The sequence below is a fragment of the Candidatus Microbacterium phytovorans genome (assembly GCA_029202445.1).
Lineage (GTDB): Bacteria > Actinomycetota > Actinomycetes > Actinomycetales > Microbacteriaceae > Microbacterium > Microbacterium phytovorans.
The window spans coordinates 2662066-2684515 of the sequence record CP119321.1; the positions used below are offsets into that span (position 1 = coordinate 2662066).

The following is a 22450-nucleotide window of genomic DNA, read 5'->3' on the forward strand; positions in this document are numbered from 1 at the left end:
CCCGGCGCGCTGGGCCGCGCGTGCGGCGCTGCGCGCTAGGCCACGCGTGCGGCGCTGAGGAAGCGGATGAACACCGCGAGCCAGCCGAAGATCAGCGCGAACACGACGATCTCGAACGCCGTCAGCCCGAAGTAGCCCACCGCGAACAGCACGATCGACGCCACGAGCGCCGCCAGGAACGCCCACGACGCGAGGAAGTACGTGCGCGGCATCCCGCGCAGCAGCCACGGGCCGCCCGCCAGCAGCACGAGATACATCAACGCCATGCCCGACGCGGACAGGTTGTGGAGCAGCAGGTTCACGTCGACAGGGAAGATCCCCACGCACGCGAGCATGACCCCCATCACGACGAGCGCCGTGGTCACCACCCGTCGCGCCGGCACCGACCCGCCGTCGCCCACGGCCCGGAGGTCGCGATCGACGAAGAGGGTGAACGTCGTCACGAGCAGGCCGCCCGCGACGAGCGTGCCGTTGAAGAGGAAGCTCGACAGGTCGCCGAACGTGCCCAACTGGCTGAAGTGCAGCTCCCACCACTGCGCGTCCGACGTCGTCACCATCGCCGCGAGCGACCCGATCCCGATGAACGACACGAGGAGTGACGTCAACCGCTGCGTCGTCATGCGCGACGCCGACAGGTACGACAGATACCCCGACAGCCCCGTCAGCACGGCGAGCAGCGTCACCGTCCAGAAGCCGTTCGCCTCCACCCCGATGAAGGCGCGCGCCAGCAGTGCGAACAAGGACAGGATGCCGATCGCGGTGAGCGCGACGTGCGCGATCATCACCGACACCGTCGAGACGATGTATCGCCAGTCGGCGATCTCCTGCCGCCACTCCTGCCCGTCGGTCGTGCGCGACCGCCAGAACCCGAGCGCGGAGCTGACCCCCGCCGCCACCGCCCCGCAGATCGCCGCCCACGAGCCGAGGCCCCACGGCGACCACAGCGCGAGACTGCGCGCCACGAAGGTAAGGATGACACCCACGACGGCGCCGGCACCGCCCGCGATGAATGCGGCGAGAAGCGCCTCCGACTCCGCCCGCAGGGTCGGTGGTGCGGGTGTACGGACGGTGGCGTGGGCGGGCGAGCGGGAGCCGGCATCCGGTGTCATGCACCACAGCGTAGAGCCGTCGCGGCATCCGGGTCGGCACTCTCCCAGGGTCGTCCGCTACAGTAGAGCGGTCGGCTCTGGACACCGCGCGTGATGCGCGGATGGGTTTGTGAGTCCAAGGGGCCGATGGTGGGAGCGAATCCGCTCCGACGACCATCACTGTGAATGGCCCCCGGCCGACGAATGTCCGGGTTACTCCATGCCGCGTGTGCGGCTGCGCCTTCCCGCTCGGGAAGCCATCTGAGGAGTGCTGTTCTCGCGCGAGACAACCCAGAAGGACACCACCATGCCCAAGAACAAGAAGCCGGCCGGCGGCCGAGCCCAGAACTTCGAGCCGCGCTACGGCAAGAAGACCTCGTTCCAAGACGCGAAGCGTCGCCCCGGACAGTCGTCCGCCGGCAAGCCCGGCAGCAAGATCGTCGGCCACCGCGGCTACCGTCCCGCCGAGGAAGACGCTCCGGCCAAGAAGCAGCGCTGGACCGCGCAGGAGCGCGCCGGCCGCGACGAGGCCCGCGGCATCCGCACGCACCACAGCGACCGTCCCACCCGCTCGTTCGACGACCGTCCGCGTCGCGACTCCGACGACCGTCCGCGTCGCGACTTCGCAGACCGCCCGGCGCGTTCGTTCGACGACCGTCCCGCACGTAACTCCGGAGATTTCGATCGGAACCGCTCGGATCGGGCCGATTCGGGCCGCGAGCGCACGGATCGCCGGAGTTATGACCGGTCCGACCGTCCGGCTCGTTCGTTCGACGACCGTCCGCGTCGCGACTTCGGCGACCGTCCGGCGCGTTCGTTCGACGACCGTCCCGCACGTAACTCCGGAGATTTCGATCGGAACCGCTCGGATCGGGCCGATTCGGGCCGCGAGCGCACGGATCGCCGGAGTTATGACCGCTCCGACCGTCCGGCTCGTTCGTTCGACGACCGTCCGCGCCGCGAGGGTCAGCCCCGCGACGACCGTCGCACCTTCGGCGACGCCCGTCCGTCGTACCGGGACGACCGTCCCCGTCGCGACTTCGGCGACCGCCCCGCGCGCTCGTTCGACGACCGTCCGCGTCGCGACTTCGGTGACCGTCCCGCGCGTAACTCCGGAGATTTCGATCGGAACCGGTCGGATCGGGCCGATTCGGGCCGTGAGCGCACGGATCGCCGGAGTTACGACCGCTCGGACCGTCCGGCCCGCTCTTTCGACGACCGTCCGCGTCGCGACTTCGGCGACCGTCCGCGTCGCGATGACCGCGGCTTCGCGGCCAACCGGTCCGATTGGGATGCCGACAAGAAGGCGAAGGCGTTCGAGGAGCACGTCGACGTGGTGCACGAGAAGCTGCAGGCGGAGGCCGTGCAGGCCGAAGAGGTCGCCGATGTGACCTTCGGAAGCCTCGGCCTCGGCGACAACATCGTCCGCGCTCTCGCCGACCTCGGCGCCCCGACACCGTTCCCGATCCAGGCGGCCACCATCGCGCCGATCCTCGAGGGCCGCGACGTCCTCGCCCGCGGCCGCACCGGCTCGGGAAAGACCATCGCGTTCGGCGCACCGCTGGTCGAGACGATCCTCCGCAGCCAGGCAGGCGGACGCCGCGAGTTCGGTCGCAAGCCGCGCGCGCTCGTCCTCGCTCCGACGCGCGAGCTGGCGCTCCAGATCGACCGCACGATCCAGCCGATCGCCCGCAGCGTGGGCCTCTTCACGACGCAGATCTACGGCGGTGTGCCCCAGGCGCGTCAGGTCGGCGCGCTCAAGAAGGGCGTCGACATCATCGTCGGCACCCCGGGCCGCATCGAGGACCTGCAGGAGCAGGGCAAGCTCGACCTCTCGGAGATCAGCGTCGTCGTCCTCGACGAGGCCGACCACATGAGCGAGCTCGGCTTCCTCGAGCCGATGCAGCGCATCCTCCGCCTCGTGAAGGAGGGTGCTCAGAAGCTCCTCTTCTCCGCGACGCTCGACCGCGAGGTCGCAGCCCTCGTCGACGAGTTCCTCGTGAACCCCGCGGTCTACGAGGTCGCCGGTGAGGACCAGGACTCGGGCACGATCGATCACCGCGTGCTCGTCATCGACCACCGCGACAAGGCCGAGATCCTCACGTCGCTCGTCGACCGGGATGCCAAGACGCTCGTCTTCGCCCGCACCCGCGCCTACGCGGAGATGCTGGCCGAGCAGTTCGAGGACTCCGGCATCCGTGCCGTCGCCCTCCACGGCGACCTGAACCAGGCCAAGCGCACGCGCAACCTGGAGCGTCTGACCTCTGGCCGCGTCGAGGTTCTCGTCGCGACCGACGTCGCCGCCCGCGGCATCCACGTCGACGACATCGACCTGGTCGTGCAGGCCGACGCGCCCGACGAGTACAAGACGTACCTGCACCGCTCCGGCCGCACCGGCCGCGCGGGCCGCAGCGGCACGGTCGTGACGCTCATCACTCGTCAGCGTCGTCGCAAGATGACCGAAATGCTCGATCGCGCCGAGATCGAGGCGCCGTTCGACGAGGTGCGCCCCGGCGACGACGTGCTCGAGGAGCTGGCCGGTCGTCAGCTGGCCGACGTCGACGCCTGATCCGCAGCGCACGCGAAGGCCCCGGGAGCTCACGCCCCGGGGCCTTTGCCGTCCGTCGCAACCGCGATTCCTATACTCGGGTCATGGTCGCTAGTCGTCGAGCACGGGTGCCGGTATCGATCGGAGCTTTATCGCTCATCCTTGCCGGATGCTCTGCCCCGGAGCCCGGTGCGTCGCCGCCGCCGCCGACGATGACCGCTCCGGCGGAATCCGCACCGATGCCTACGTCATCCTCGACAGGGGCTCCTTCGCCGTCCGCGGCCGTTCCTGCGGCTGGTGTGCCAGAGACTTGTGAGGGATTCCTCCCCGCCGCATCGATCACTGATGCTCTCGACGAGACGTGGTACGACAGCGGAGAGCCGGTCGGTCCCGCGACGGAGCTCCCTGGCCCTTCGGCGCGCGCGGCGGCGGAGGAGGCGGCGACGGCACTCTCCTGCCGCTGGTGGCCTGAGTCGGCCACCGAGGGCTATCTGCTCGGTTACGCCTTCCTGCTCGACGACTCGACGCGGGACGGCCTGATCGATGCTCTCGGGTCCGCGTCGACGTACGAGGCGATCACGATCGTGGGCGCCGACGCCGGCTTCTTCACGTCCGAGGTGCGCGGCGACCTGCGCCACAGCACGGTCTACGCCTTCGTCGGGGACGTCTGGATCGCGCTGGTCGGTCCGTTGTTCGAGGAGACGCTCGTGAACTTCGCGGAGGAAGCGATCGCAGGCGTCGCCGCCTGAGCCGGTCGACCTCGCCGGGCGCGGGAGCGCGTCGCAACCGCGTGGGCGGCGGGTGCGGCAGTCGCCGCGACCCCCTAGGCTGGCGCGCATGGGCTTCCGCGCACGCAGCCTCGCGCTGCTGGCCGTGGCCACTGCGGCTCTGGGGGGATGCACCGCGGTGAGCGATCCGGCGAGTTCGGCACCCCCCGCGAGTACGGCGTCGTCGCCGGCCGTCGTCGACCCGTCGCCGTCGTCGTCGCCATCGCCGTCGCCGTCGATGTCGCCGACACCCACGCCCACGCCGGTCACGGCGACGACGCCGGCTTCCTGCGAGGCGCTGCTGCCGGTCGCATTCGTAAGCGAGACCGAGGGGGAGGCCTGGTACGACTCCGCACAACCGGTCGATGCGGCCTCCTCCCTCCCCGGACCGAGCGCGCGGGAAGCCGCGGCCGTGGCCGACAAGGCGTTGGCGTGCCGGTGGTGGCCGGAACGCGCGACGGAGAACTATCTGCTCGGGTACGCCTTCGAGTTGGATGCCGGAACGCGCGCGACGCTCGTTCGCGACCTCGAACGTGCCGCGAGCTACTCCGACGTCGAGATCGAAGGTGCCGACGCGGCGTTCTCGGCCGCGGGGCCTCGCGGCGAGGTCGCGCGGAACACGTTGTACGCGTTCGTCGGCGATGTTTGGATCGTGTTGATCGCGCCGGCGACACCGATCGTGCTCTCGGTGTTCGCTGAGGAGGCGGTGGCGGGGGCGCTCGCCGCGGGCTGACCGAGCGTTCCGGACGGAGCGCGGAACGCCTCCCGCTGACTCGACAGCACCGGACGTAGGATCGGCGCATGGCCCCCCGGTCCTTCGTGTCGCTCACCGCGCTCGCGGCTTCTCTTGCGCTCGCGCTGACGGCGTGCGTCCCGGAGCCTCCGACGACAGATCCGACGAGCCCCGCGCCGACCGCCTCGTCACCGGGAACCGCGTCGCCCACGGGCTCGGTGCCGTCCGGGTCGCCGATGCCGACGGCATCCCCGTCTGCGACGTCGACCGCCCCCGCGACTCCCACGCCGACGCCGACGGCATCCACCGATCCGGGTACGCCGTCGCGCGTGGTGCTGCCCGCCTGCGCGAATCTGCTGCCCCTGTCGACCGTGCACGCCCTCTTCGGCGACGCGGCCGAACCGCTGGATGCCGGGGGCACCGCCGCCGATCGGATGCCGGGACCGCGGGCCGCCGAAGCGGCTCGGAGCGCGCGGCAGACGGTCGTGTGCTCGTGGGGCATCCCGTTCTCCGACGGCGGGTTCAGCGTCGTCGCGGCGGAACTCTCGACGGCGTCGCGGGACTCGCTGCTGGCGTCGCTGCGCGGCTCGTCGTCGTACCGGGCGACGCGCATCGACGGCGCGACGGCGTTCACGCACTCGGAGGAGAGCGAGTTCGGCACGATCGGCGTCGTCTACGTCTTCACGGGCCGCGTGTGGATCACGGTCACGGGCACGCTCACGATCGACACCGGTCGCGAGTTCGCCGCATCGGCGCTCGACGCCGTCCGCGCCGCCAACTCCTGACGCGGCCTGCCTCCGACGCCGCCTGCTGCGGCTGCCCGCTAAGCCGCGCGAACGGCCGCGCACACGGCGCCGCGTTCAGAACAGCATCGCGGGCGCCGGCGGAGCAGCCCCCGATCCGGATGCCGTCACCCGCACCGGCATCATCCGTGATGGTCGGGGTGTGTCGTCGTCCTCCGCGCCTCCGGTGAGCCCGTGCCGCCGCAGAAGCGGCCGCACCCGCGCCGACAGCAGCTTCCGATACCCGACCGGGGCGGACACCGATGCGCCGGGGTAGAGACCCCGGTACCGCGGCAGCAGATCGGGGCGCTCCCGCTCCAGCCACCCCCAGAACCACTCCTTCGCGCCGGGGCGGAGGTGCAGCGCCCCGAACACGACCCGACGGGCACCGGCATCCTTCAGCTGGCGTAGCGCGTCGTCGATCGTTGCGGCGTCGTCGGTCAGATGCGGCAGCAGCGGCATGAGGAACACGGTGGGCCGGAAGCCCGCGTCGCTCGCCGCCCGCACCGTCTCGACCCGGGCGCGGAAGCTCGGCGCCCCGGGCTCGAGCGACTCGCGCAGCGCGTCGTGGCTGATCGCGATCGACATCGACAGGTGCACGTCGACGACCGTCGCCGCCTCGGCCAGGGCGGGGAGATCCCGGCGCAGGAGGGTGCCCTTCGTCAGCACCGAGAAGGGCGTGCCGCTCTCGGCGAGGGCGGCGACGATGCCCGGCATCAGTCGGTAGCGGCCCTCGGCGCGCTGGTACGGGTCGGTGTTGGTGCCGAGGGCGACGTGCTCGCGGGCCCACCCGGGTCGCGCGAGTTCGCGGCTCAGCACCTCCACGACGTTGGTCTTCACGACGATCTCGCGGTCGAAGTCTGCCCCGGAATCGAAGTCGAGGTACTCGTGGGTGCGGCGGGCGAAGCAGTAGACGCAGGCATGACTGCAGCCGCGATAGGGGTTCACCGTCCAGTCGAACGGCATCGCCGACGGGCCCGGAACGTGGTTGAGGGCGGACTTGGCGAGCACTTCGTGGAAGGTCATGCCGGCGAACTCGGGCGTGGTCACGCTGCGCACGAGCCCGCCCACCGATTCGAGCCCCGGGAGCGCGTTCGCGTCGACGGCGCCGATCTCCTGCCCCTGCCACCTCATGTCGTCACCCCCGGCTATACAGGGGAACATATCTACGAGAGTGAGTCAAGACATGGATCGCGACAGTCGAACACACGAGGATGCCGGGGGTCGGCGTCGAGCCGGGGGAGAATGGGGTCGTGCCCCCCGCTCACTCCTCCTCGCGTCGGGAGAACCGCGTCTCGCGTCGGGTGCGGCTGGCCCGCCGTCGGGCCGTCGCGATCGTGCTGGTGCTCGTCGTCGTCGGGGTTGCCGCGTACCTGCTCACGCGGCCCGGCGTTGCCGAGGCGGATGGCGCCGGAGATCCGCCCTCCGCACCCAGCAGCCCCGTGGCGACCCCCGAGCCCGAGCAGCCCTCGGCGACCCCCTCGCCGACGCCCACGGCAGAGCCGGCGGTGTGCGACGACCCCGCTCTCATCGACGCCCTCGACAACGGATCGGATGCCGACGTCATCGCCGCCGTCGGCGGTGGTGACGCGTTCCGTGAGGTCGTGGCATCCGGCGCCGCCCCCTGCATCGACCTGACCGACGCGACGCGCACCTGGGTCGTGGTCAACAAGCGCAACGCGCTCGACCCCATCGACTACTGGCCGACGCCGCAGGCGCAGCCGGACGGCATCCGTGTCGTGTCGGGCGGCGGGTGGCTGCGTGCCGACGCGGCAGCCGCGCTGGACGAGCTCGCGGCGGCGATCGTCGCGGACGGGGTGGGCACTCTCGGGGTCGACAGCGCGTTCCGCCCGTACGCGTTCCAGGTCGACCTCTACAACGGCTACGTCGCCTCCCGCGGACAGGCCGCGGCCGACCTGCGCAGCGCACGCCCCGGTCACAGCGAGCACCAGACCGGGCTCGCCGTCGACGTCGTCGCGTGCGACAACGGCTGCGGCTCGCACGACGGGTTCAAGGGCACCGCGCACGCGCAATGGCTCGTCGACAACGCGTGGCGGTACGGGTTCGTGGTGCGGTACGAAGACGGTCAGACCGACGTCACCGGATACTCGTGGGAGCCGTGGCACCTGCGCTACCTCGGCCCGGAACTCGCCGTCGCCTACCACGACGGGGGATACCGCACCCTGGAAGGTTTCTTCGGGCTGCCCGCCGCGCCCGACTACGACTCCTGAAACCCAGTACCATGGATGCCGGGATGCGATCCCACCCCTGCGACACTCGAGGATGAGAGGACGGGCGCACCATGGAGCGCGACATCTACGACGAGGACCACGAGGCGTTCCGCGACGTCGTGAAGGAGTTCTGCAAGCGCTACGTCACCAACGAGGCGCGCGAGAAGTGGGATGCCGACGGCGAAGTCGACCGGGCCACGATGCGCGCCGCGGGTGACGCCGGGATCATCGGGCTCAGCGTGCCGGAGGAGTTCGGCGGCGCCGGGATGCTGCAGGACTACCGCTTCCGCGCGGTCGTAAACGAAGAAGTCATCCGCGCCGGTGCCGGATCGCTCGCCGGTGCCTTCGGCATCCAGGACGACCTCGCCATCCCGTACCTCGTTCACATGGGCACGCAGGCACAGAAGGAGAAGTGGCTGCCCGGGATGGCGACCGGCGAGATCCTCGGCGCCCTCGCGATGACCGAACCCGGTGCCGGCTCCGACCTCCGCGGCATCAAGACGACGGCGAAGAAGGTCGACGGCGGCTACCTCGTCAACGGCGCGAAGACGTTCATCTCGTCGGGCAAGACCGCCGACATGATCGTGACGTTCGTGAAGACCGGCGAGGGCAACCGTCCCGACGCGTTCTCGCTGCTGATCATCGAGAACGGCATGGAAGGCTTCGACCACGGCAAGAAGCTGCACAAGATGGGCTTCCAGGGGCACGACACCGCCGAGCTCTCGTTCAGCGACGTGTTCGTTCCCGAGGAGAACCTCATCAGCGGCACCGAGGGCCAGGGCTTCGTGCAGCTCATGATGAACCTGCCGCTGGAGCGCCTGTCGATCGGCGTGGCCGGAGCGGCCGCGGCATCCGCTGCCCTGGAGTGGACGCTCGCGTACACGAAGGACCGCGAGGCGTTCGGTGAGCGGATCATCGACTTCCAGAACAGCCGCTTCCAGATGGCCGACGTCGCCACGACCGTCGATGCCCTGTGGGCCTACATCGACCGCGCCCTCAAGGCGTACGCCGAAGGCAAGCTCACGGCGGAAGAGGCCGCGAAGGTGAAGTTCTGGGCCACCGAGCGGGAGTGGGACGTGCTCGACACGTGCGTGCAGCTGCACGGCGGCTACGGCTACATCACCGAGTACCCGATCGCGCGCGCGTTCCTCGACGCCCGCGTGCACCGCATCTACGGCGGCACGAACGAGATCATGCGGGAGATCGTCGGGCGCCAGCTCGCCGGGAAGCGCTGACCGCGGTGGCGTTGTCGCAGCGGCCTTGCACGCGCGCTGGCGCGGTGTCAGCATCGGGGGCGTGGCTGACGCAGGGTGGGGAACCTCGACCTCGCCGTGCACGCCCTGTACGACGACTGCGTCGTCCTTCCCGACCCGGCGGCGTGCGTGCCGACATTGCTGACGAGTGACGAGGTCGACTCCTTCCGGCGACTCGACGACGCTTTCGGGCCGATGCTCGACGAGCTTGGTGATGTTGCCGACGACATCTACCTCGCGGACCCGCGCTGGCCGGCGGTCGTCGAAGCGGCTCGAGCCGCACATGACATGATGCGCGCCACGGACGACAACCGGAGCAGCCGCCCGTAGCGTCGCGCAGCGGCGGGGGCCGCGCGTAGGCGCGAGGGATACAGGGGCGAGGAGCCCTCCCCGGAGCAGTTCACCCTGTTGGCGTCACGCTCTCGGCGCCCGCTTACAGGCAGAAGCGACCCCCGCGCCGCCCCGGCCGCCCGCGCGGCGCGGTTCTGCCTGTACGCGGGCCGGCTCGGCCGACACGTGACGCGGTTGCGGCGGCCTCGTGGACGTCACGGATACATGGTCGACCGGCCACGCCGGGGCGAACGGCCGCGGTGGCGAGCGCGTGACCCTGCAAACGCAACCACCTAAGCCCCGCCGCCGCAGATGACGTCGGATGACGGCGGATGAAGCCGCGTAACGGATGCCGTCGGGCACCGCGCCAGCCCGCTCCTAACGTGGGGGACTTCCACCCACCAAGGAGCAGCATCCATGACCTCGCCCGCCCGCCGCGCGACCCTCGGCCTCGTCGCCGTCGTCGCCGCGATCTCCCTCGCCGCCTGCAGCAGCCCGTCCGGCAGCCCGCAGAATGCCGTCGCCGCCGGCGAGCCGGTCGTCGGCGGCACCCTCACGTTCCTCGAGTCGCAGGCGCCGACGTGCTTCTACGCCGGCGGCGGCGGGTTCTACCCGGTCGCGACGATCCTCAACCAGGTCGCCGACAAGCTCACCTACCAGGACCCCGAGACCCGCGAGATCTCGCCGTGGCTCGCGACCGATTGGGAGATCAACGCCGACGCGACCGAGTACGTCTTTCACCTGCGCGACGACGTCACCTTCTCCGACGGCACGCCGTTGGATGCCGCGACCGTCGCTCTCAACTTCGACCACTTCGGTCTGGGCGACGAGGAACTGGGGCTCGCCGCCCAGGAGTTCGTCGCGAACTACGAGGCCTCCGAGGTCGTCGACGAGCACACGGTGAAGTTCACCTTCTCCGCCCCGACCCCCGGCTTCCTGCAGGCCACGTCGGTGGTGGGCTCGGCGATCGTCGCGAAGGCGACGGCCGAGCTGCCCTACGAGGAGCAGTGCCAGCTGGAGAACCTCGTCGCGACGGGCCCGTTCACCGTGGGCGACGTGGTGCCCGAGCAGCAGTACTCCCTCGCCGTGCGTGAGGACTACGACTGGGCACCCGAGGTGTCGGAGCATCAGGGCCGGGCCTACCTCGATGCGATCGAGATCATCGTCACGCCGGAGGACAACGTCCGCACCGGCGCGCTGACGGCCGGCCAGGCCGACGCGATCCGCGCGGTGCAGGTGTACGACGCCGACGCGCTGGAGGCGTCGGGCAATGCGGTGCACTACGCGCCGACGAACGGCGTGAACCCCCAGTTCGCGCTCCGCTGGACGAACCCGCTGCTGGCCGACCTCCGCGTGCGGCAGGCGCTGCAGAAGGCGACCGACACGGCGGCGATCGTCGACACGATCTACCAGGGCAAGTTCGCGCAGGCGACGTCGGTGCTGAGCCGCGGCGCGACGGGGTACGTCGACCTGTCCGACAAGCTCGGCTACGACCCCGAGGCGGCGGCGGCGCTGCTCGACGAGGCGGGCTGGGTGCCCGGCGCCGACGGCATCCGCGAGAAGGACGGCCAGCGACTCGAGCTGGAGACCTGGGTGGCCGCGGTGTTCCCGCTCAACCAGCAGCTCGACGAGCTGGTGGCGGAGCAGTGGGAGAAGGTGGGCGTGAAGCTGAACATCGACACCCCGGATGCCGCGACCGCCACGGCCGGTCAGAAGGATCCGCTGCAGCTTCCGGTGGCGATCACCCACGTCGGCCGGGTCGATCCGGATGTGCTGAAGAGCAACTTCCACAGCGCCTCGAACCGCAACGCGCTGGTGTCGGACGACGACGTGCTCGACGGGCTGCTCGACGAGATCTCGACGCTCTCCTCGACCGAGGAGCGGTACGCGAAGGCGGCGGAGGTGCAGGAGTACCTCATCGACAACGCCTACACGATCCCGCTGTACGAGCTGCCGCAGACGTATGCGACGTCGGCGAAGACGCACGGGCTCACGTGGGAGCCGGTCGGCCGGGTCGTGCTCTACGACACCTGGCTGCAGCAGTAGGTCGCGGACCACCGGGAGCAGGGAAAGGACATCATGCGCTACCTCATCGGACGTATCGGCCAGGCGGCACTCGTGCTGTGGGCCGCGTACACGGCGACCTTCTTCCTGCTCTCGGTGCTCCCGGGCGACGGGATCATGATCAAGTTCGAAAACCCCGAGATGGGGCTCTCGGCCGAGCAGATCGCCGCCATCCGGGACTACTACCGCGTCGACGACCCGGTGCTCCTGCAGTACGTCCACGCGCTCCTCGGCACCGTCCGGGGCGACTTCGGCTACTCGATCAGCAACGCGGTGCCCGTGGCCGACCGCCTCGCCGCGGCGCTGCCGCAGACGGCGCAGCTCGCGTCGGCGGCGTTCGTGCTCGCGCTGGTGATCGCGGCGGCGATCGCCGCGGCATCCGTCTTCGCGCCGTTCACGTGGGTGCGGCGGGCCCTGGATGCCGTGCCGTCGCTGTTCATCTCGATCCCCGCGTTCTGGTTCGGTCTCGTGCTGATCCAGGTGTTCTCGTTCCAGCTGGGCTGGGTGCCGATGATCGGGGCGTCGCCGGTGGAGGCGCTGATCCTGCCGGTGATCACTCTGGCGGTGCCGATCTCCGCGCCGCTCGCGCAGGTGTTCTGCCGGAGCCTCGACGAGGTCGCGGCGCGTCCGTTCGTGCAGGTGGTGACGGCGAAGGGCGCGAGCCGGTCGTGGATCCTCCTGCGGCACACGGCGAAGAACGCGCTCCTGCCGACGCTCACGATCAGCGGGCTCGTCTTCGGCGAGCTGATCGCCGGGTCGGTGGTGACCGAGACCGTCTTCGGTCGCAACGGCGTCGGACGTCTCGTGAACGAGGCGGTGGCGGGCCAGGACCTCCCCGTGATCCAGGCGGTGGTGCTGCTGTCGGCCCTCGTGTTCGTCACCGTCAACCTCGTCGTCGACCTCCTCTTCCCGGTGCTCGATCCGCGCCTGCGCCGTCCCGGGGGCCGCCGCCGGTCGTGGATCATCTCCCCGGCCGGGCCGCCGCCCGAATCGTCCTCTGCCGAGTCCCCCTCTGCCCCTTCGCCGATCGGAGCCGCCGCATGACCGCGATCATCTCGCCGCCCCTCCTCGATGAGCCGGTGCTCCACGAGGTCGCGCCGGCGTCCGCGGCATCCCCGCGCGCCGCGATCCGGCGCCGCCGACGCCTCTCGCCGACGCTCGTCGTGTCGGCGGCGGTGCTCGCCGTCGTGCTCGCGTGGGCGGTGGCCCCGGCCCTGTTCGCTCCGTTCTCGCCGTACACGCAGGTGGCGGCGGCGCTGCAGGCACCGTCGCTCGCGCATCCGTTCGGCACCGACGCGGTCGGGCGCGACCAGCTCTCCCGCGTCGTCTTCGGTGCGCGGGAGTCGCTGCTGGGCGCCGCGCTCGCCGTCACGGTGGGTCTCGTCGTCGGCGTGCTGCTCGGCGCCGTCGCCGCCAGCATCGGAGGGGCCGCGGATGCCGTCGTCATGCGTGTCGTCGACGTGCTCCTCGCGATCCCGGGTCTCCTGCTCGCCCTCACGGTCGTCGTGCTGCTGGGCACGGGCACCGCCAACGCGGCGCTCGCCGTCGGGGTCGGGTCGATCGCCGGCTTCGCGCGGCTGACGAGGTCGGAGGTCGTGCAGGTGCGCGGTACCGAGTACGTCGAGGCGGCCTACGGCAGTGGCGGCACGTTCCTCACGGTGCTGTTCGGACACATCCTGCCCAACTCGCTGCGTCCGGTGCTGGCGCTGCTGGCGCTGCAGTTCGGAGGAGCGATCCTCGCCCTGTCGACTCTCGGGTTCCTCGGGTACGGGGTGACGCCGCCCGACCCCGAGTGGGGCATGATCATCGCCCAGGGGCGCAACCTCCTCGGCGCTGCGTGGTGGGTGACAGCCCTGCCGGGTGTCGTGCTGCTTCTCGTCGTGCTCGCGACGAACCGCATCAGCCAGGCGATCGGGGCGGCACGATGAGCGCGGTCCTCGACGTCCGCGACCTCGCCGTCGCGTACGAGTCGCGACGCGGTCGGGTCGTGGCCGTCGACGGCATCGACATCCGCATCGAGCCGGGCGAGGCGGTCGCCCTCGTCGGCGAGACCGGGTCGGGGAAGACGACGGCGGCCCTGGCATCCATCGGCCTCCTTCCTCGCGGCGCCGTCCGGCTGCGCGGCACGGTCGCGCTCGGCGGCCAGGACATCACCGGCTGGTCGCCGCGACGACTCGAACGCATTCTGGGACGCGAGGTGGGTCTCGTCCCGCAAGACCCGACGGCATCCCTCGACCCGCTGAAGACGGTCGGCTGGCAGATCGGCGAGGTGTTCCGCATCCACGGGGAACGCGATCGCGCCCGCATCTCCCGCGAGGTCGAGGGGCTCCTCGAGCGGGTGGGCCTGGCCGAGACGGGCCGTATCGCGCGCTCCTTCCCGCACGAGCTGTCGGGGGGTCAGCGGCAGCGGGTGCTGATCGCCGGCGCGATCGCGCTGCGGCCGGGACTCATCGTCGCCGACGAGTCGACGAGCGCCCTCGACGTCACGGTGCAGCGGACGGTGCTCGACCTCCTCGACGACCTGCGCCGCGAAGACGGCTCCGGCCTCCTGTTCGTCACGCACGATCTCGCGGTCGCCGCCGAGCGTGCCGACCGCATCATCGTGTTGGAGGGCGGGATCGTGCAGGATGCCGGTGACGTCCGCACCGTCCTCGGCGCCGCCGTCTTCGGCGACACCGCGGCGCCGGACGAGGCCGTCGCGCCTCCCGTCGCCGCCTACACGCGCCGCCTCGTCGCGAACGCCCCCGCGCTGCAGCCGGCGCGGTTCCGCGATCCCGCCCCGCGCCGCTCGGCGGACGGAGCGGGGGGACCGGCCATCGAGGTCGCCGATCTCCGCAAGGTGATCCCGGGGCACCGGGGACGCTCCGACGTGCACGCGCTCGACGGGGTGTCGTTCACCGTGCCGCCCGCCACGACCCACGCGATCGTCGGGGAATCGGGGTCGGGGAAGTCGACGGTCGCGCGCATCGCCCTCGGTCTCACCGCTCCGACCTCGGGCGCCGTACGGGTGGCCGGCACCGACCTCGTCGGACCGGACGGGCGCGGCCTCACCGGCACCGCCCTGCGCGCGTTCCGCAGGCGGGTGCAGCTGGTGTACCAGAGCCCGTACGCGTCGCTGAACCCGTCGATGCGCATCCTCGACACGGTCGCCGAGCCGCTCCGCCGCTTCGAAGGGCTGTCCCGGGCCGCGGCGCGACGGGAAGCGGCCGACCTGCTCGACCGCGTCGCCCTCGGCGCGGAGCTCCACGACCGGCGGCCCCGCGAGCTGTCCGGCGGCCAGCGCCAGCGGGTCGCGATCGCCCGCGCCCTCGCCCCCAAGCCCGACGTCCTCGTGCTCGATGAGCCCGTCTCGGCGCTCGACGTCACGGTGCAGGCCCAGATCCTCCGCCTGCTCGACGAGCTGCAGCGCGAGCGCGCCCTCACCTACCTGTTCATCTCCCACGACCTCGCCGTCGTCCGCCAGATCGCCGACACCGTCACCGTGCTCTCCCGCGGCCGGGTCGAGGAGACGGGCTCCACGCGAGACGTGTTCGAGCGGCCCCGCAGCGACTACACCGTCGCCCTGCTGGATGCCATCCCCGCCCCCGCCTTCGCTGTCACCAGCCCTTCCCGCCCCCACCGAGGAACACCATGACCCAGCTCGCCCTGTTCACCCGCGTCCTCGACGACGCCTCGCCCGGTGAGCGCTACGCCCTCGCCCTCGCGCAGATCCAGCAGGCGGAGCGTCTCGGTCTCGACCGCGCCTGGGTCGCGCAGCACCACTTCCGCGCCGCCGAGGGCGGACTGCCGTCGCCGTTCGTCTTCCTCGCCCACGCGGCCGCCGCGACGCGCGGCATCCGTCTCGGCACCGGCGTCGTGACCCTCACTCTCGAAGACCCCGTGCGGGTCGCCGAGGATGCCGTCGTGCTCGACCTGCTGTCGGGCGGACGGTTCGACCTCGGACTCGGCAGCGGCGGCACCCCGACCTCGTTCGCGCCGTTCGGGCTGGAACTGGCCGACAAGACCGCGGTGTACGAGGCGAAGCTCGACACCCTGCTGACGGCGCTGCGCGGCGGCGACGTCGGCGGCGGCAACACCCTCTACCCCGACGCGGGCACCCTCGGCGACCGCATCTGGCAGGCGACCTTCTCCCCGTCCGGCGGGGCGCGCGCGGGACGCCACGGCCACGGCCTCCTCCTCTCGCGCACCCAGCCGCGACCCGACGACCGCCCCGACGCGACCCTCGCCGAGCTCCAGGAGCCGATCGTCGACGCGTACCTCGACGCCCTCCCGTCGGGCGCGCGGCCGTTCGTCACGGCATCCCGCACGGTGTTCGTCGCGGACGACCGCGCCGAGGCGCGCGCCTTCGCCGACGCCGGGCTGCGGCGGGCGATCCGCACCTTCCGCGGCGGCCGGCTCTCCGAGGGCGTCGACCTCGACACCCTCATCGCCGCCAGCGACACCCACGTCGGCACCCCCGACGAGGTCGCCGCGTCGCTCGCCGCCGACACGACCCTCACCCGCGCCGACGAGGTCGCCTTCCAGGTGCACTCGGTCGACGCGCCGCACGCGCACATCCTGCGCTCCATCGAGCTGTTCGCCACGGAGGTCGCCCCCGCACTGGGGTGGCGCTCCCCGGCATCCCACCCCATCACCACAGGAGGACACGCATGACCACCGCCATCTCCGACGTCATCGACGAGATCTCCGGCGCTTCGCCGGCCGTCTCGGCGCGGCGCCGACCCGTCACCCGCGAGCAGTCGCAGGCCAGCTTCGACGCCCTGTTCGCCCCCGTCGACGACAGCGAATTCGCTCTCGACGACCGCTGGCTGCTCGCGGCGTTCGTCACGCGCCTCACCGCCGCCGACCCCACCGCCGACTTCTACGCCGACCGTGCCCGCGAGGCCGCTCCCGACCTCGCCGTGCACGTGCTCGCCGAAGCCGACGCGCAGACCGCCGCCGGCCCCTACGGCGTGTACGCCGAGCCCGGCCTGCAGCGCGAGAACATCGTCGGACCGCGCTACCTGCCGTCGGCCGACGTCCGTGCCGCCGTCGGCGACAAGCTCGCCGCCGCCCTCGCCCACGCGCACCTGGTCACCTACCGCCTGCGCGAGACCGACGGGGCCTCGCACGACGCCCTCCTGGATGCCGGGTGGAGCGTCGACGGCATCGTCACCCTGTCGCAGCTCATCGCCTTCCTCGCCTTCCAGCAGCGCGTCGCTGCGGGGCTCCGGGTGCTCTCGGCGACGGAGGTGGCGGCATGAGCGACACGATCGTCGAGACCGCCGACGGCATCCGCGCCCTGCGCCACGACGCCCCGCACCCCGATGCGTTCACGCGCGACAGCGTGGGCTGGCTGCCGTGGCTCGAGCCGCTGCCCGTCGACCAGCTGACCGAACGGCACCACGCCGGACTCGTCGACCGCGGTCGCGCGAGCTCCGACTACTTCCGTCTCCTCGCGCGCGACCCCGAGATCCTGCGGGCGCGCACCCTCACCGACAAGGACATCTTCTACAACGTCGCCGAGGGCCTGCCGCGTGCCGACCGGGAGCTCGCGGCGGCCGCGGCATCCCGGGTCAACGGCTGCGTCTTCTGCGCGTCGGTGCACGCGCGGTTCGCCGCGCACTTCTCGGGCCGGGAGGATGCCGTCGACCGTCTGCTCGCGGAGGGTGTCGGCGCCGACCTGGGGGAGCGGTGGAACGCGATCGTCGCGGCGTCCACGGCGCTCACCCAGACGCCGATCGCGTTCGGACCCGCGCACGTCGCACGCCTCCGCGCCGCCGGTCTCGACGACCTGGAGATCTCGGACGTCGTGCACGGCGCGGCCTTCTTCAACTGGGCCAACCGGCTCATGCTGACGATCGGGAGGGCCGTCGCACCGGCTTAGCCGACGCGACCGCGCCCGGATACAGGCAGAACCAGGCCCTTTCGCACTGCGGAGCCCAGGTGGGACCGGTTCTGCCTGTATCCGGGCGGCTGCTCGCACACCGGCCCGGGTCAGACCGATGGGCTCAGGTCGCGGCGGGGGCCGCCTCCGGAGGCCGCCGCCGCGCGAGCCGGGCGACGCCCGCGCGCGTCAGGCGGTCGGCGATGAGGACGCCGAGTGCCGCCGCGGCCAGGCAGCTGACGATCGTGATCGAGAACATCGCGATCTGCGTCCACACGGGCATCGACCACACGCCGAAGTACTCGGCGGCGAGGATCGGATACGGGATCGCCGCCAGGAGCGCCCCGAGGTAGTGCAGCCCCGTCCACCAGCGCTTGTACAGGAGCAGCAGGAAGGGGAGCTCTGCGAAGAAGACCCACCACAGGCTCGCGCCGATGTACGGCAGGATGACGAGCCCGGCGATCAGCCCCGTCACCAATCCGGCGAAGGGGCGCTGCAACAGCCGCAGGGCGACGACACCGGGAAGCATCCAGAATCCGGTGAACGCGACCTGCAGCCACGGCACGGTCGCCGACACCACGATGCCGAGCGCCGACGACCCCCACAGGAGCACCCCTCCGGCGACACCGATAGCTGCGCAGGTGAGCAGATAGACGGTGGAGACGCGGCTCACGAGGGGCTCCCCTCGGCGGCCCCGACCTGCGACTTCGGGGTCGGCGAGGCGGCTCCGACGCGCCAGTAGCCGACGAAGCTGACCGCACTCTTGTCGACCCCGCGCTCACCCACGAGGTGTCGGCGGGCTGCGGTAGGAAGGGCTTGCTCGCCGACGATGAAGGCATGTACACCGGGGTCGACGGCGCGCTCCTGGAGTGCGGCGAGGGCGAGGGTTCCGGGCTTGACGCCGTCCTCGCGGACGATCCACTGCACGTCGACCCCGGCCGGCGCGTCGAAGGCGAGGATGTCGTCGGCCGACGGCGTCTCGATGATCGCGAAGCCGGTCGCCGTCGCCGGCAACGACGCACACACCCCGGCCAGCGCGGGTGCGCCGGTCTCGTCGGCGACCAGCGCCACCTTCTCCACACCCCGCTCGGGGTTGAACCCGAGGCCCTCGTCGATGATGACGACCGACTCGCCGGGCTGCGCGGCATCCGCCCAGCGCGATGCGGGTCCGGCGCTCGGACCCGACCCGTGGAGCACGAAGTCGACATCGAGTTCGGCGCCTCGACCGGCGGTTGCCGGGCGGTAGGCGCGCACCGTGTAGTTGCGCATCACGGGGCGCATGCCGTCGGGGATCCGCAGGTACTTGAGGTAGCCGAAGATCTTGTTCGCCTTGGCCGGGATCCGCTCCAGGCCCTCGTCGCCGGAGCCGCCGGTGTGCGGCAGGAAGATGCGGAACCACTGGTCGAACCCGAGCGGCGTGAACCGGTCGATGTCGCCGCCACCGAGGGTGATGCGCATCCAGTGCGGGCTCAGCCGTTCGGTACGCAGCACGGTCAGGTGCAGGAGGTCTTGCGAGACGGGCTTCACGAGACTGCTGGATCGCGCCACGGCGCCGTCCTTTCGGGGAGAGAGCGGGGTGTCAGAGCTGCCAGGGGAAGAGCACGAACAGGATGCCGAGCGAGGCCGCCCAGAACGCCGCGGTGAACACGGTGTCGCGCGCGCGCCAGGGCACCAGGTGCCGTTCGGTGCGGTCGGAGTAGGCCCCAAAGGCTCGGGAATCCATGGCCAGGGCGACCCGCTCGGCGTGACGGATGGCGCCGGCCAGCAACGGCACGATGTATCCCCACCAGCGGGCCAGCGCGGCGAAGGGCCCGCGCCCGCCGTGAGAGCCGCGCACGCGGTGGGCCTGACGGATCACGTCGAGTTCGTGGCCGAAGCGCGGGACGAAACGGAACGCGGCGAGGGCCGTGTAGCCGATGCGGTACGGCACGCGCAGCTGCTGCACGGTCGCGCGCACGAGGTCGGGGCCTGTCGTCGTGAGCCCTGCGATCAGGGCGAGCGCGATGATCGCGCCGAGCCGCAGCGCGGTGGCCAGGCCGATGGCTACCGCGCCGCCGTACAGGGTCCAGGAGCCGAGCGAGAGTACCGTGACGGACTGGTCGACGCGGGCGGCATCCGTCCACACCGACATCCCGAAGGCGACCACGACCACCCCGGCGGGAAGGGCGAGGGCCAGCAGCAGCGCCAGGCGCGCGGTGAGCCGTGCACCCACGGCGATCACCGCGTAGGACAGCGCGATGAGCGCCAAGGGCGTGACGAAGTCGCGCACGAAGATGAGCATCACCATCGCCGGGAGGGGAGCGGCGAGCTTGGCGAGCGGATTCAGGCCGAGCAGGAATCGTCCGCGGGGGGCGACCTCGGCGTACGGGTCGGCGATGAGGGCGGTCACGGGAGGTTCTCCCGCGGGGCGAGGTCGGCCAGACGCGTGACGCTCGCCAGGGCAGGATGCCGTGACCCCTGCAGGGCGCGACGCAGCGGCGGCAGGCGCAGGCCCGCGCGTCGAAGGAGGGTGTCGTCGGCGAAGACCTCGGAGGTGGAGGCATCCGCGAGGATCCGCCCCTCGCCGACGACGATGGTGCGGTCGGCGTAGTCGGTGACCAGCTGCATGTCGTGGGTGACGACGAGGATCGTCGTGCCCGCGTCGCGGAGCGCGCTCAGGAGACCGAGGAGCTCGTCGGCGCGGGCGCGGTCCTGGCCGAACGTGGGTTCGTCGAGGGCGAGGATCGGTGCGCCGGCGACGAGGGCCGTGCCGACGGAGAGCCGTCGCTTCTGGCCGCCCGAGAGCAGGAACGGGTGGACGTCGGCGCGGTCGGTTAGCCCGAAGCGTTCGAGGATGTCGCGCACCCGGCCCTGGACGTCCGCCTCGGGAAGCCGCTGCAGCCGGAGCCCGTGGGCGAGCTCCTCCGCGACGGTGTGCGCGATGAACTGGTGTTCGGGGTTCTGGAAGACGAAGCCGATCCGCCGCGAGAGGGTGCGCAGATCGGTGCGGGCCGGGTCGGCACCGCCGATCGACACGTGTCCGCGGGGCACGGGGATCACGCCGGAGATCGCCTGCAGCAGCGTGGTCTTCCCGGCGCCGTTCGCGCCGACGATCGCGACGAACTCGCCCGCGCGCACAGTGAGGTCGATGTCGTGGAGGATCGGCGTGCGCCCCCGGGACACGTCGAGCCCGCGCACCTCGATGACCGTCGGGGATGCCGCCCGTTCGGCGGCCGGAGACCCCGCCCGCTCCGTCGACTCCGTGCCGGGTGGCGTGGGCGGCGCGGGAATGCCATCGACGGCGGCGCGCAGTTCGTCGGGCGTGAGCGGCAGCCGATCGAGCGGCCACCCGGCATCCCGCAACGCCAGTGCGGCCAGCGTCGACACGGGAAGCCAGACGCCCAAGGCGTGGAGCTTGTCGGCCCGACGGCGCAGCACCTCGTCGGTCGTGCCGTCGGCGATCGTCCGGCCGGAGGCGTCGAGGGCGACCACCCGATCGGTGATCGCCACGGCGGCGTCGAGGTTGTGCTCGATGAGGACGATCGCGCGGTCGCCCGCGGCCGACACCTCGGCCAGCGTCGCGTAAACCTCCTCGATGCCCGCCGGGTCGAGATTGGCGGTGGGCTCGTCGAGCACGAGCAACGGCGACCCCATCGCCAGTGCGCACGCGATCGCGAGTCGTTGGCGGCCACCGCCTGACAGGCGGTCGGGGTTGTCCGCCCGTCGATCCCACAGCCCGACGCGGCGCAGGGCGTCGTGGGCCCGAGCGAGAACCTCCTCGACCGGCAGGCGCAGGTTCTCCGGCCCGAAGGCGACCTCGTCGAGCAGGGTGCCGGTGACCAGTTGGGCGTCGGGGTCCTGGAAGACCATGCCCACGCGGGTGCTCAGAGTGGAGACGGGGGTCGTCCCGGCATCCAGTCCGTCGATGCGCACCCGGCCGGTGACCGCGGCGGGGATCGAGTGGGGGATGAGGCCGTTGAGCGCCAGGGCGAGGGTCGACTTGCCCGAGCCGCTGGGTCCGAGCAGGAGCACGACTTCTCCGCGCCGCACCTCGAAGGAGGTGCCGTCGGGGGTCGCCATGCTCTCGCCGTCGTGGGTGATGGTGACGTCCCGCACCTCGACGAACGCGGTGCCGGAGCCGTCGCCGCGGGAGCCGGTCGATGCCCGCCCGGTCACCGTCTCGTCTCGGTTCCCCACCCCACCAACTTAGCCCACCCTAACTTCCCGGCTGTCGGCCGGGTCGTGGACGCCTTTTCAGGCGCGGGCGCGAGCGACGCCGGCGCGACGCAGACCTCGCCCGACGGCCAGCCCGCCCGCCGTCCACGCCACCGGAGACAGCACCGACAGGGCGAGGTAGGCGATCTGCGCCCACGGGTCGAGCTTGGACAGATCGGCCGCGAAGAAGACGACCACCGCGACGATCACGCCGATGATGACCGCCGAGACGAAGAACCGCCACGGGCCCCAGGACCGGTACCGGGTGAGCGCCGCGACGCCCTCCTGGATCGCGCCGAACAGCAGCGCCGTGCCGAGGAACCGTCCGATCCACATGGGCGCGAACGCGCTCGCGACGAGAGCGGCGAGCACGTGCGTGATGAGGGCCACGAGCGGGAGGCGGAGCACCTCCTGCGCGACGATGCCCGGCAGCACGTGCGCTCCGAGCAGCAGTCCGTACAGGAACGGCGCCGTCGCGATCACCACGAGGCTCAGCGAACCGGCGATGCCCCCGACGATGCCGGTGGCGACGCCGATCGCGGCGCAGACGAGCAGCACGCGCGTCGACAGGAGCGGGGTTCGGGCCACCCTTCC

The 22450-nt window shown here is 71.7% G+C and carries 21 protein-coding genes; 14 read left to right on the top strand and 7 right to left on the bottom strand.

Annotated elements, in window-relative coordinates; translation table 11 throughout:
- Positions 1–35: 35 nt before the first annotated feature.
- Positions 36–1109 carry a hypothetical protein gene (locus P0Y48_12740; GenBank protein WEK13310.1) on the bottom strand — a complete coding sequence of 358 codons (1074 nt, stop codon included), beginning with the start codon at positions 1107–1109 and terminating at the stop codon, positions 36–38.
- A 286-nt stretch (positions 1110–1395) separates the two neighbouring features.
- On the opposite strand from P0Y48_12740, the gene P0Y48_12745 reads away from it, so the two are divergent.
- The 4 genes from P0Y48_12745 (at position 1396) to P0Y48_12760 (ending at position 5921) form a co-directional block, all read left to right on the top strand.
- Complete coding sequence (locus P0Y48_12745) at positions 1396–3657, top strand: DEAD/DEAH box helicase (protein ID WEK13311.1); 2262 nt, start codon at positions 1396–1398, stop codon at positions 3655–3657.
- A 278-nt stretch (positions 3658–3935) separates the two neighbouring features.
- Positions 3936–4385: a hypothetical protein gene (locus tag P0Y48_12750; GenBank protein ID WEK13312.1), complete on the top strand. Its 450-nt coding sequence runs from the start codon at positions 3936–3938 to the stop codon at positions 4383–4385.
- An 88-nt stretch (positions 4386–4473) separates the two neighbouring features.
- Positions 4474–5136, top strand: coding sequence for a hypothetical protein (locus P0Y48_12755; GenBank protein WEK13313.1), 663 nt, complete (start codon positions 4474–4476; stop codon positions 5134–5136).
- A 68-nt stretch (positions 5137–5204) separates the two neighbouring features.
- The gene (locus tag P0Y48_12760; GenBank protein WEK13314.1) at positions 5205–5921 is read left to right on the top strand and encodes a hypothetical protein; all 717 of its coding nucleotides are present in this window, start codon (positions 5205–5207) and stop codon (positions 5919–5921) included.
- 75 nt (positions 5922–5996) lie between these two features.
- On the opposite strand, the gene P0Y48_12765 is transcribed toward P0Y48_12760, so the two are convergent.
- Positions 5997–7052, bottom strand: coding sequence for an Rv2578c family radical SAM protein (locus P0Y48_12765; GenBank protein ID WEK13315.1), 1056 nt, complete (start codon positions 7050–7052; stop codon positions 5997–5999).
- Between the two features lie 119 nt (positions 7053–7171).
- Between P0Y48_12765 and P0Y48_12770 the strand changes: the two genes are divergently transcribed.
- The 10 genes from P0Y48_12770 to P0Y48_12815 all read left to right on the top strand — a co-directional run bounded on the left by P0Y48_12770 (position 7172) and on the right by P0Y48_12815 (position 17662).
- On the top strand, positions 7172–8149 hold the full coding sequence (locus P0Y48_12770; GenBank protein ID WEK13316.1) for a D-alanyl-D-alanine carboxypeptidase family protein: 978 nt from the start codon (positions 7172–7174) through the stop codon (positions 8147–8149).
- A 71-nt stretch (positions 8150–8220) separates the two neighbouring features.
- Positions 8221–9384 (top strand): acyl-CoA dehydrogenase family protein, encoded by a 1164-nt coding sequence (locus tag P0Y48_12775; protein WEK13317.1) that lies wholly within the window; start codon positions 8221–8223, stop codon positions 9382–9384.
- A gap of 75 nt (positions 9385–9459) precedes the next feature.
- Positions 9460–9732 carry a hypothetical protein gene (locus tag P0Y48_12780; protein WEK13318.1) on the top strand — a complete coding sequence of 91 codons (273 nt, stop codon included), beginning with the start codon at positions 9460–9462 and terminating at the stop codon, positions 9730–9732.
- A 417-nt stretch (positions 9733–10149) separates the two neighbouring features.
- Positions 10150–11778, top strand: coding sequence for a TIGR04028 family ABC transporter substrate-binding protein (locus P0Y48_12785; GenBank protein ID WEK13319.1), 1629 nt, complete (start codon positions 10150–10152; stop codon positions 11776–11778).
- A 33-nt stretch (positions 11779–11811) separates the two neighbouring features.
- Positions 11812–12840 carry an ABC transporter permease gene (locus P0Y48_12790; protein WEK13320.1) on the top strand — a complete coding sequence of 343 codons (1029 nt, stop codon included), beginning with the start codon at positions 11812–11814 and terminating at the stop codon, positions 12838–12840.
- On the top strand, positions 12837–13724 hold the full coding sequence (locus P0Y48_12795) for an ABC transporter permease (GenBank protein WEK13321.1): 888 nt from the start codon (positions 12837–12839) through the stop codon (positions 13722–13724). The genes P0Y48_12790 and P0Y48_12795 overlap by 4 nt, the downstream gene beginning before the upstream one ends.
- Positions 13721–15430, top strand: coding sequence for an ABC transporter ATP-binding protein (locus P0Y48_12800; protein WEK13322.1), 1710 nt, complete (start codon positions 13721–13723; stop codon positions 15428–15430). The genes P0Y48_12795 and P0Y48_12800 overlap by 4 nt, the downstream gene beginning before the upstream one ends.
- Positions 15427–16449 carry a putative FMN-dependent luciferase-like monooxygenase gene (locus tag P0Y48_12805; GenBank protein ID WEK13323.1) on the top strand — a complete coding sequence of 341 codons (1023 nt, stop codon included), beginning with the start codon at positions 15427–15429 and terminating at the stop codon, positions 16447–16449. Before P0Y48_12800 ends, P0Y48_12805 begins: the two co-directional genes overlap by 4 nt.
- On the top strand, positions 16446–17039 hold the full coding sequence (locus P0Y48_12810) for a CMD domain protein (GenBank protein ID WEK13324.1): 594 nt from the start codon (positions 16446–16448) through the stop codon (positions 17037–17039). Before P0Y48_12805 ends, P0Y48_12810 begins: the two co-directional genes overlap by 4 nt.
- A complete protein-coding gene (locus P0Y48_12815; protein WEK13325.1) occupies positions 17036–17662 on the top strand; it encodes an alkylhydroperoxidase domain protein in 627 nt (208 codons plus the stop codon). The genes P0Y48_12810 and P0Y48_12815 overlap by 4 nt, the downstream gene beginning before the upstream one ends.
- A 124-nt stretch (positions 17663–17786) precedes the next feature.
- On the opposite strand, the gene P0Y48_12820 is transcribed toward P0Y48_12815, so the two are convergent.
- From P0Y48_12820 to P0Y48_12840, 5 genes are read right to left on the bottom strand one after another with little or no spacing between them, the layout of a single operon-like run.
- The gene (locus tag P0Y48_12820) at positions 17787–18335 is read right to left on the bottom strand and encodes an ECF transporter S component (GenBank protein ID WEK13326.1); all 549 of its coding nucleotides are present in this window, start codon (positions 18333–18335) and stop codon (positions 17787–17789) included.
- Positions 18332–19210: a siderophore-interacting protein gene (locus P0Y48_12825; GenBank protein ID WEK13327.1), complete on the bottom strand. Its 879-nt coding sequence runs from the start codon at positions 19208–19210 to the stop codon at positions 18332–18334. The genes P0Y48_12820 and P0Y48_12825 overlap by 4 nt, the downstream gene beginning before the upstream one ends.
- A gap of 31 nt (positions 19211–19241) precedes the next feature.
- Positions 19242–20051, bottom strand: a complete 810-nt coding sequence (locus tag P0Y48_12830; protein WEK13328.1) for an energy-coupling factor transporter transmembrane component T — start codon at positions 20049–20051, stop codon at positions 19242–19244.
- Positions 20048–21838, bottom strand: a complete 1791-nt coding sequence (locus P0Y48_12835; GenBank protein ID WEK13329.1) for an ABC transporter ATP-binding protein — start codon at positions 21836–21838, stop codon at positions 20048–20050. The genes P0Y48_12830 and P0Y48_12835 overlap by 4 nt, the downstream gene beginning before the upstream one ends.
- Positions 21839–21895: 57 nt before the next feature.
- Complete coding sequence (locus P0Y48_12840) at positions 21896–22444, bottom strand: ECF transporter S component (protein WEK13330.1); 549 nt, start codon at positions 22442–22444, stop codon at positions 21896–21898.
- Between the last annotated feature and the right edge of the window lie 6 nt (positions 22445–22450).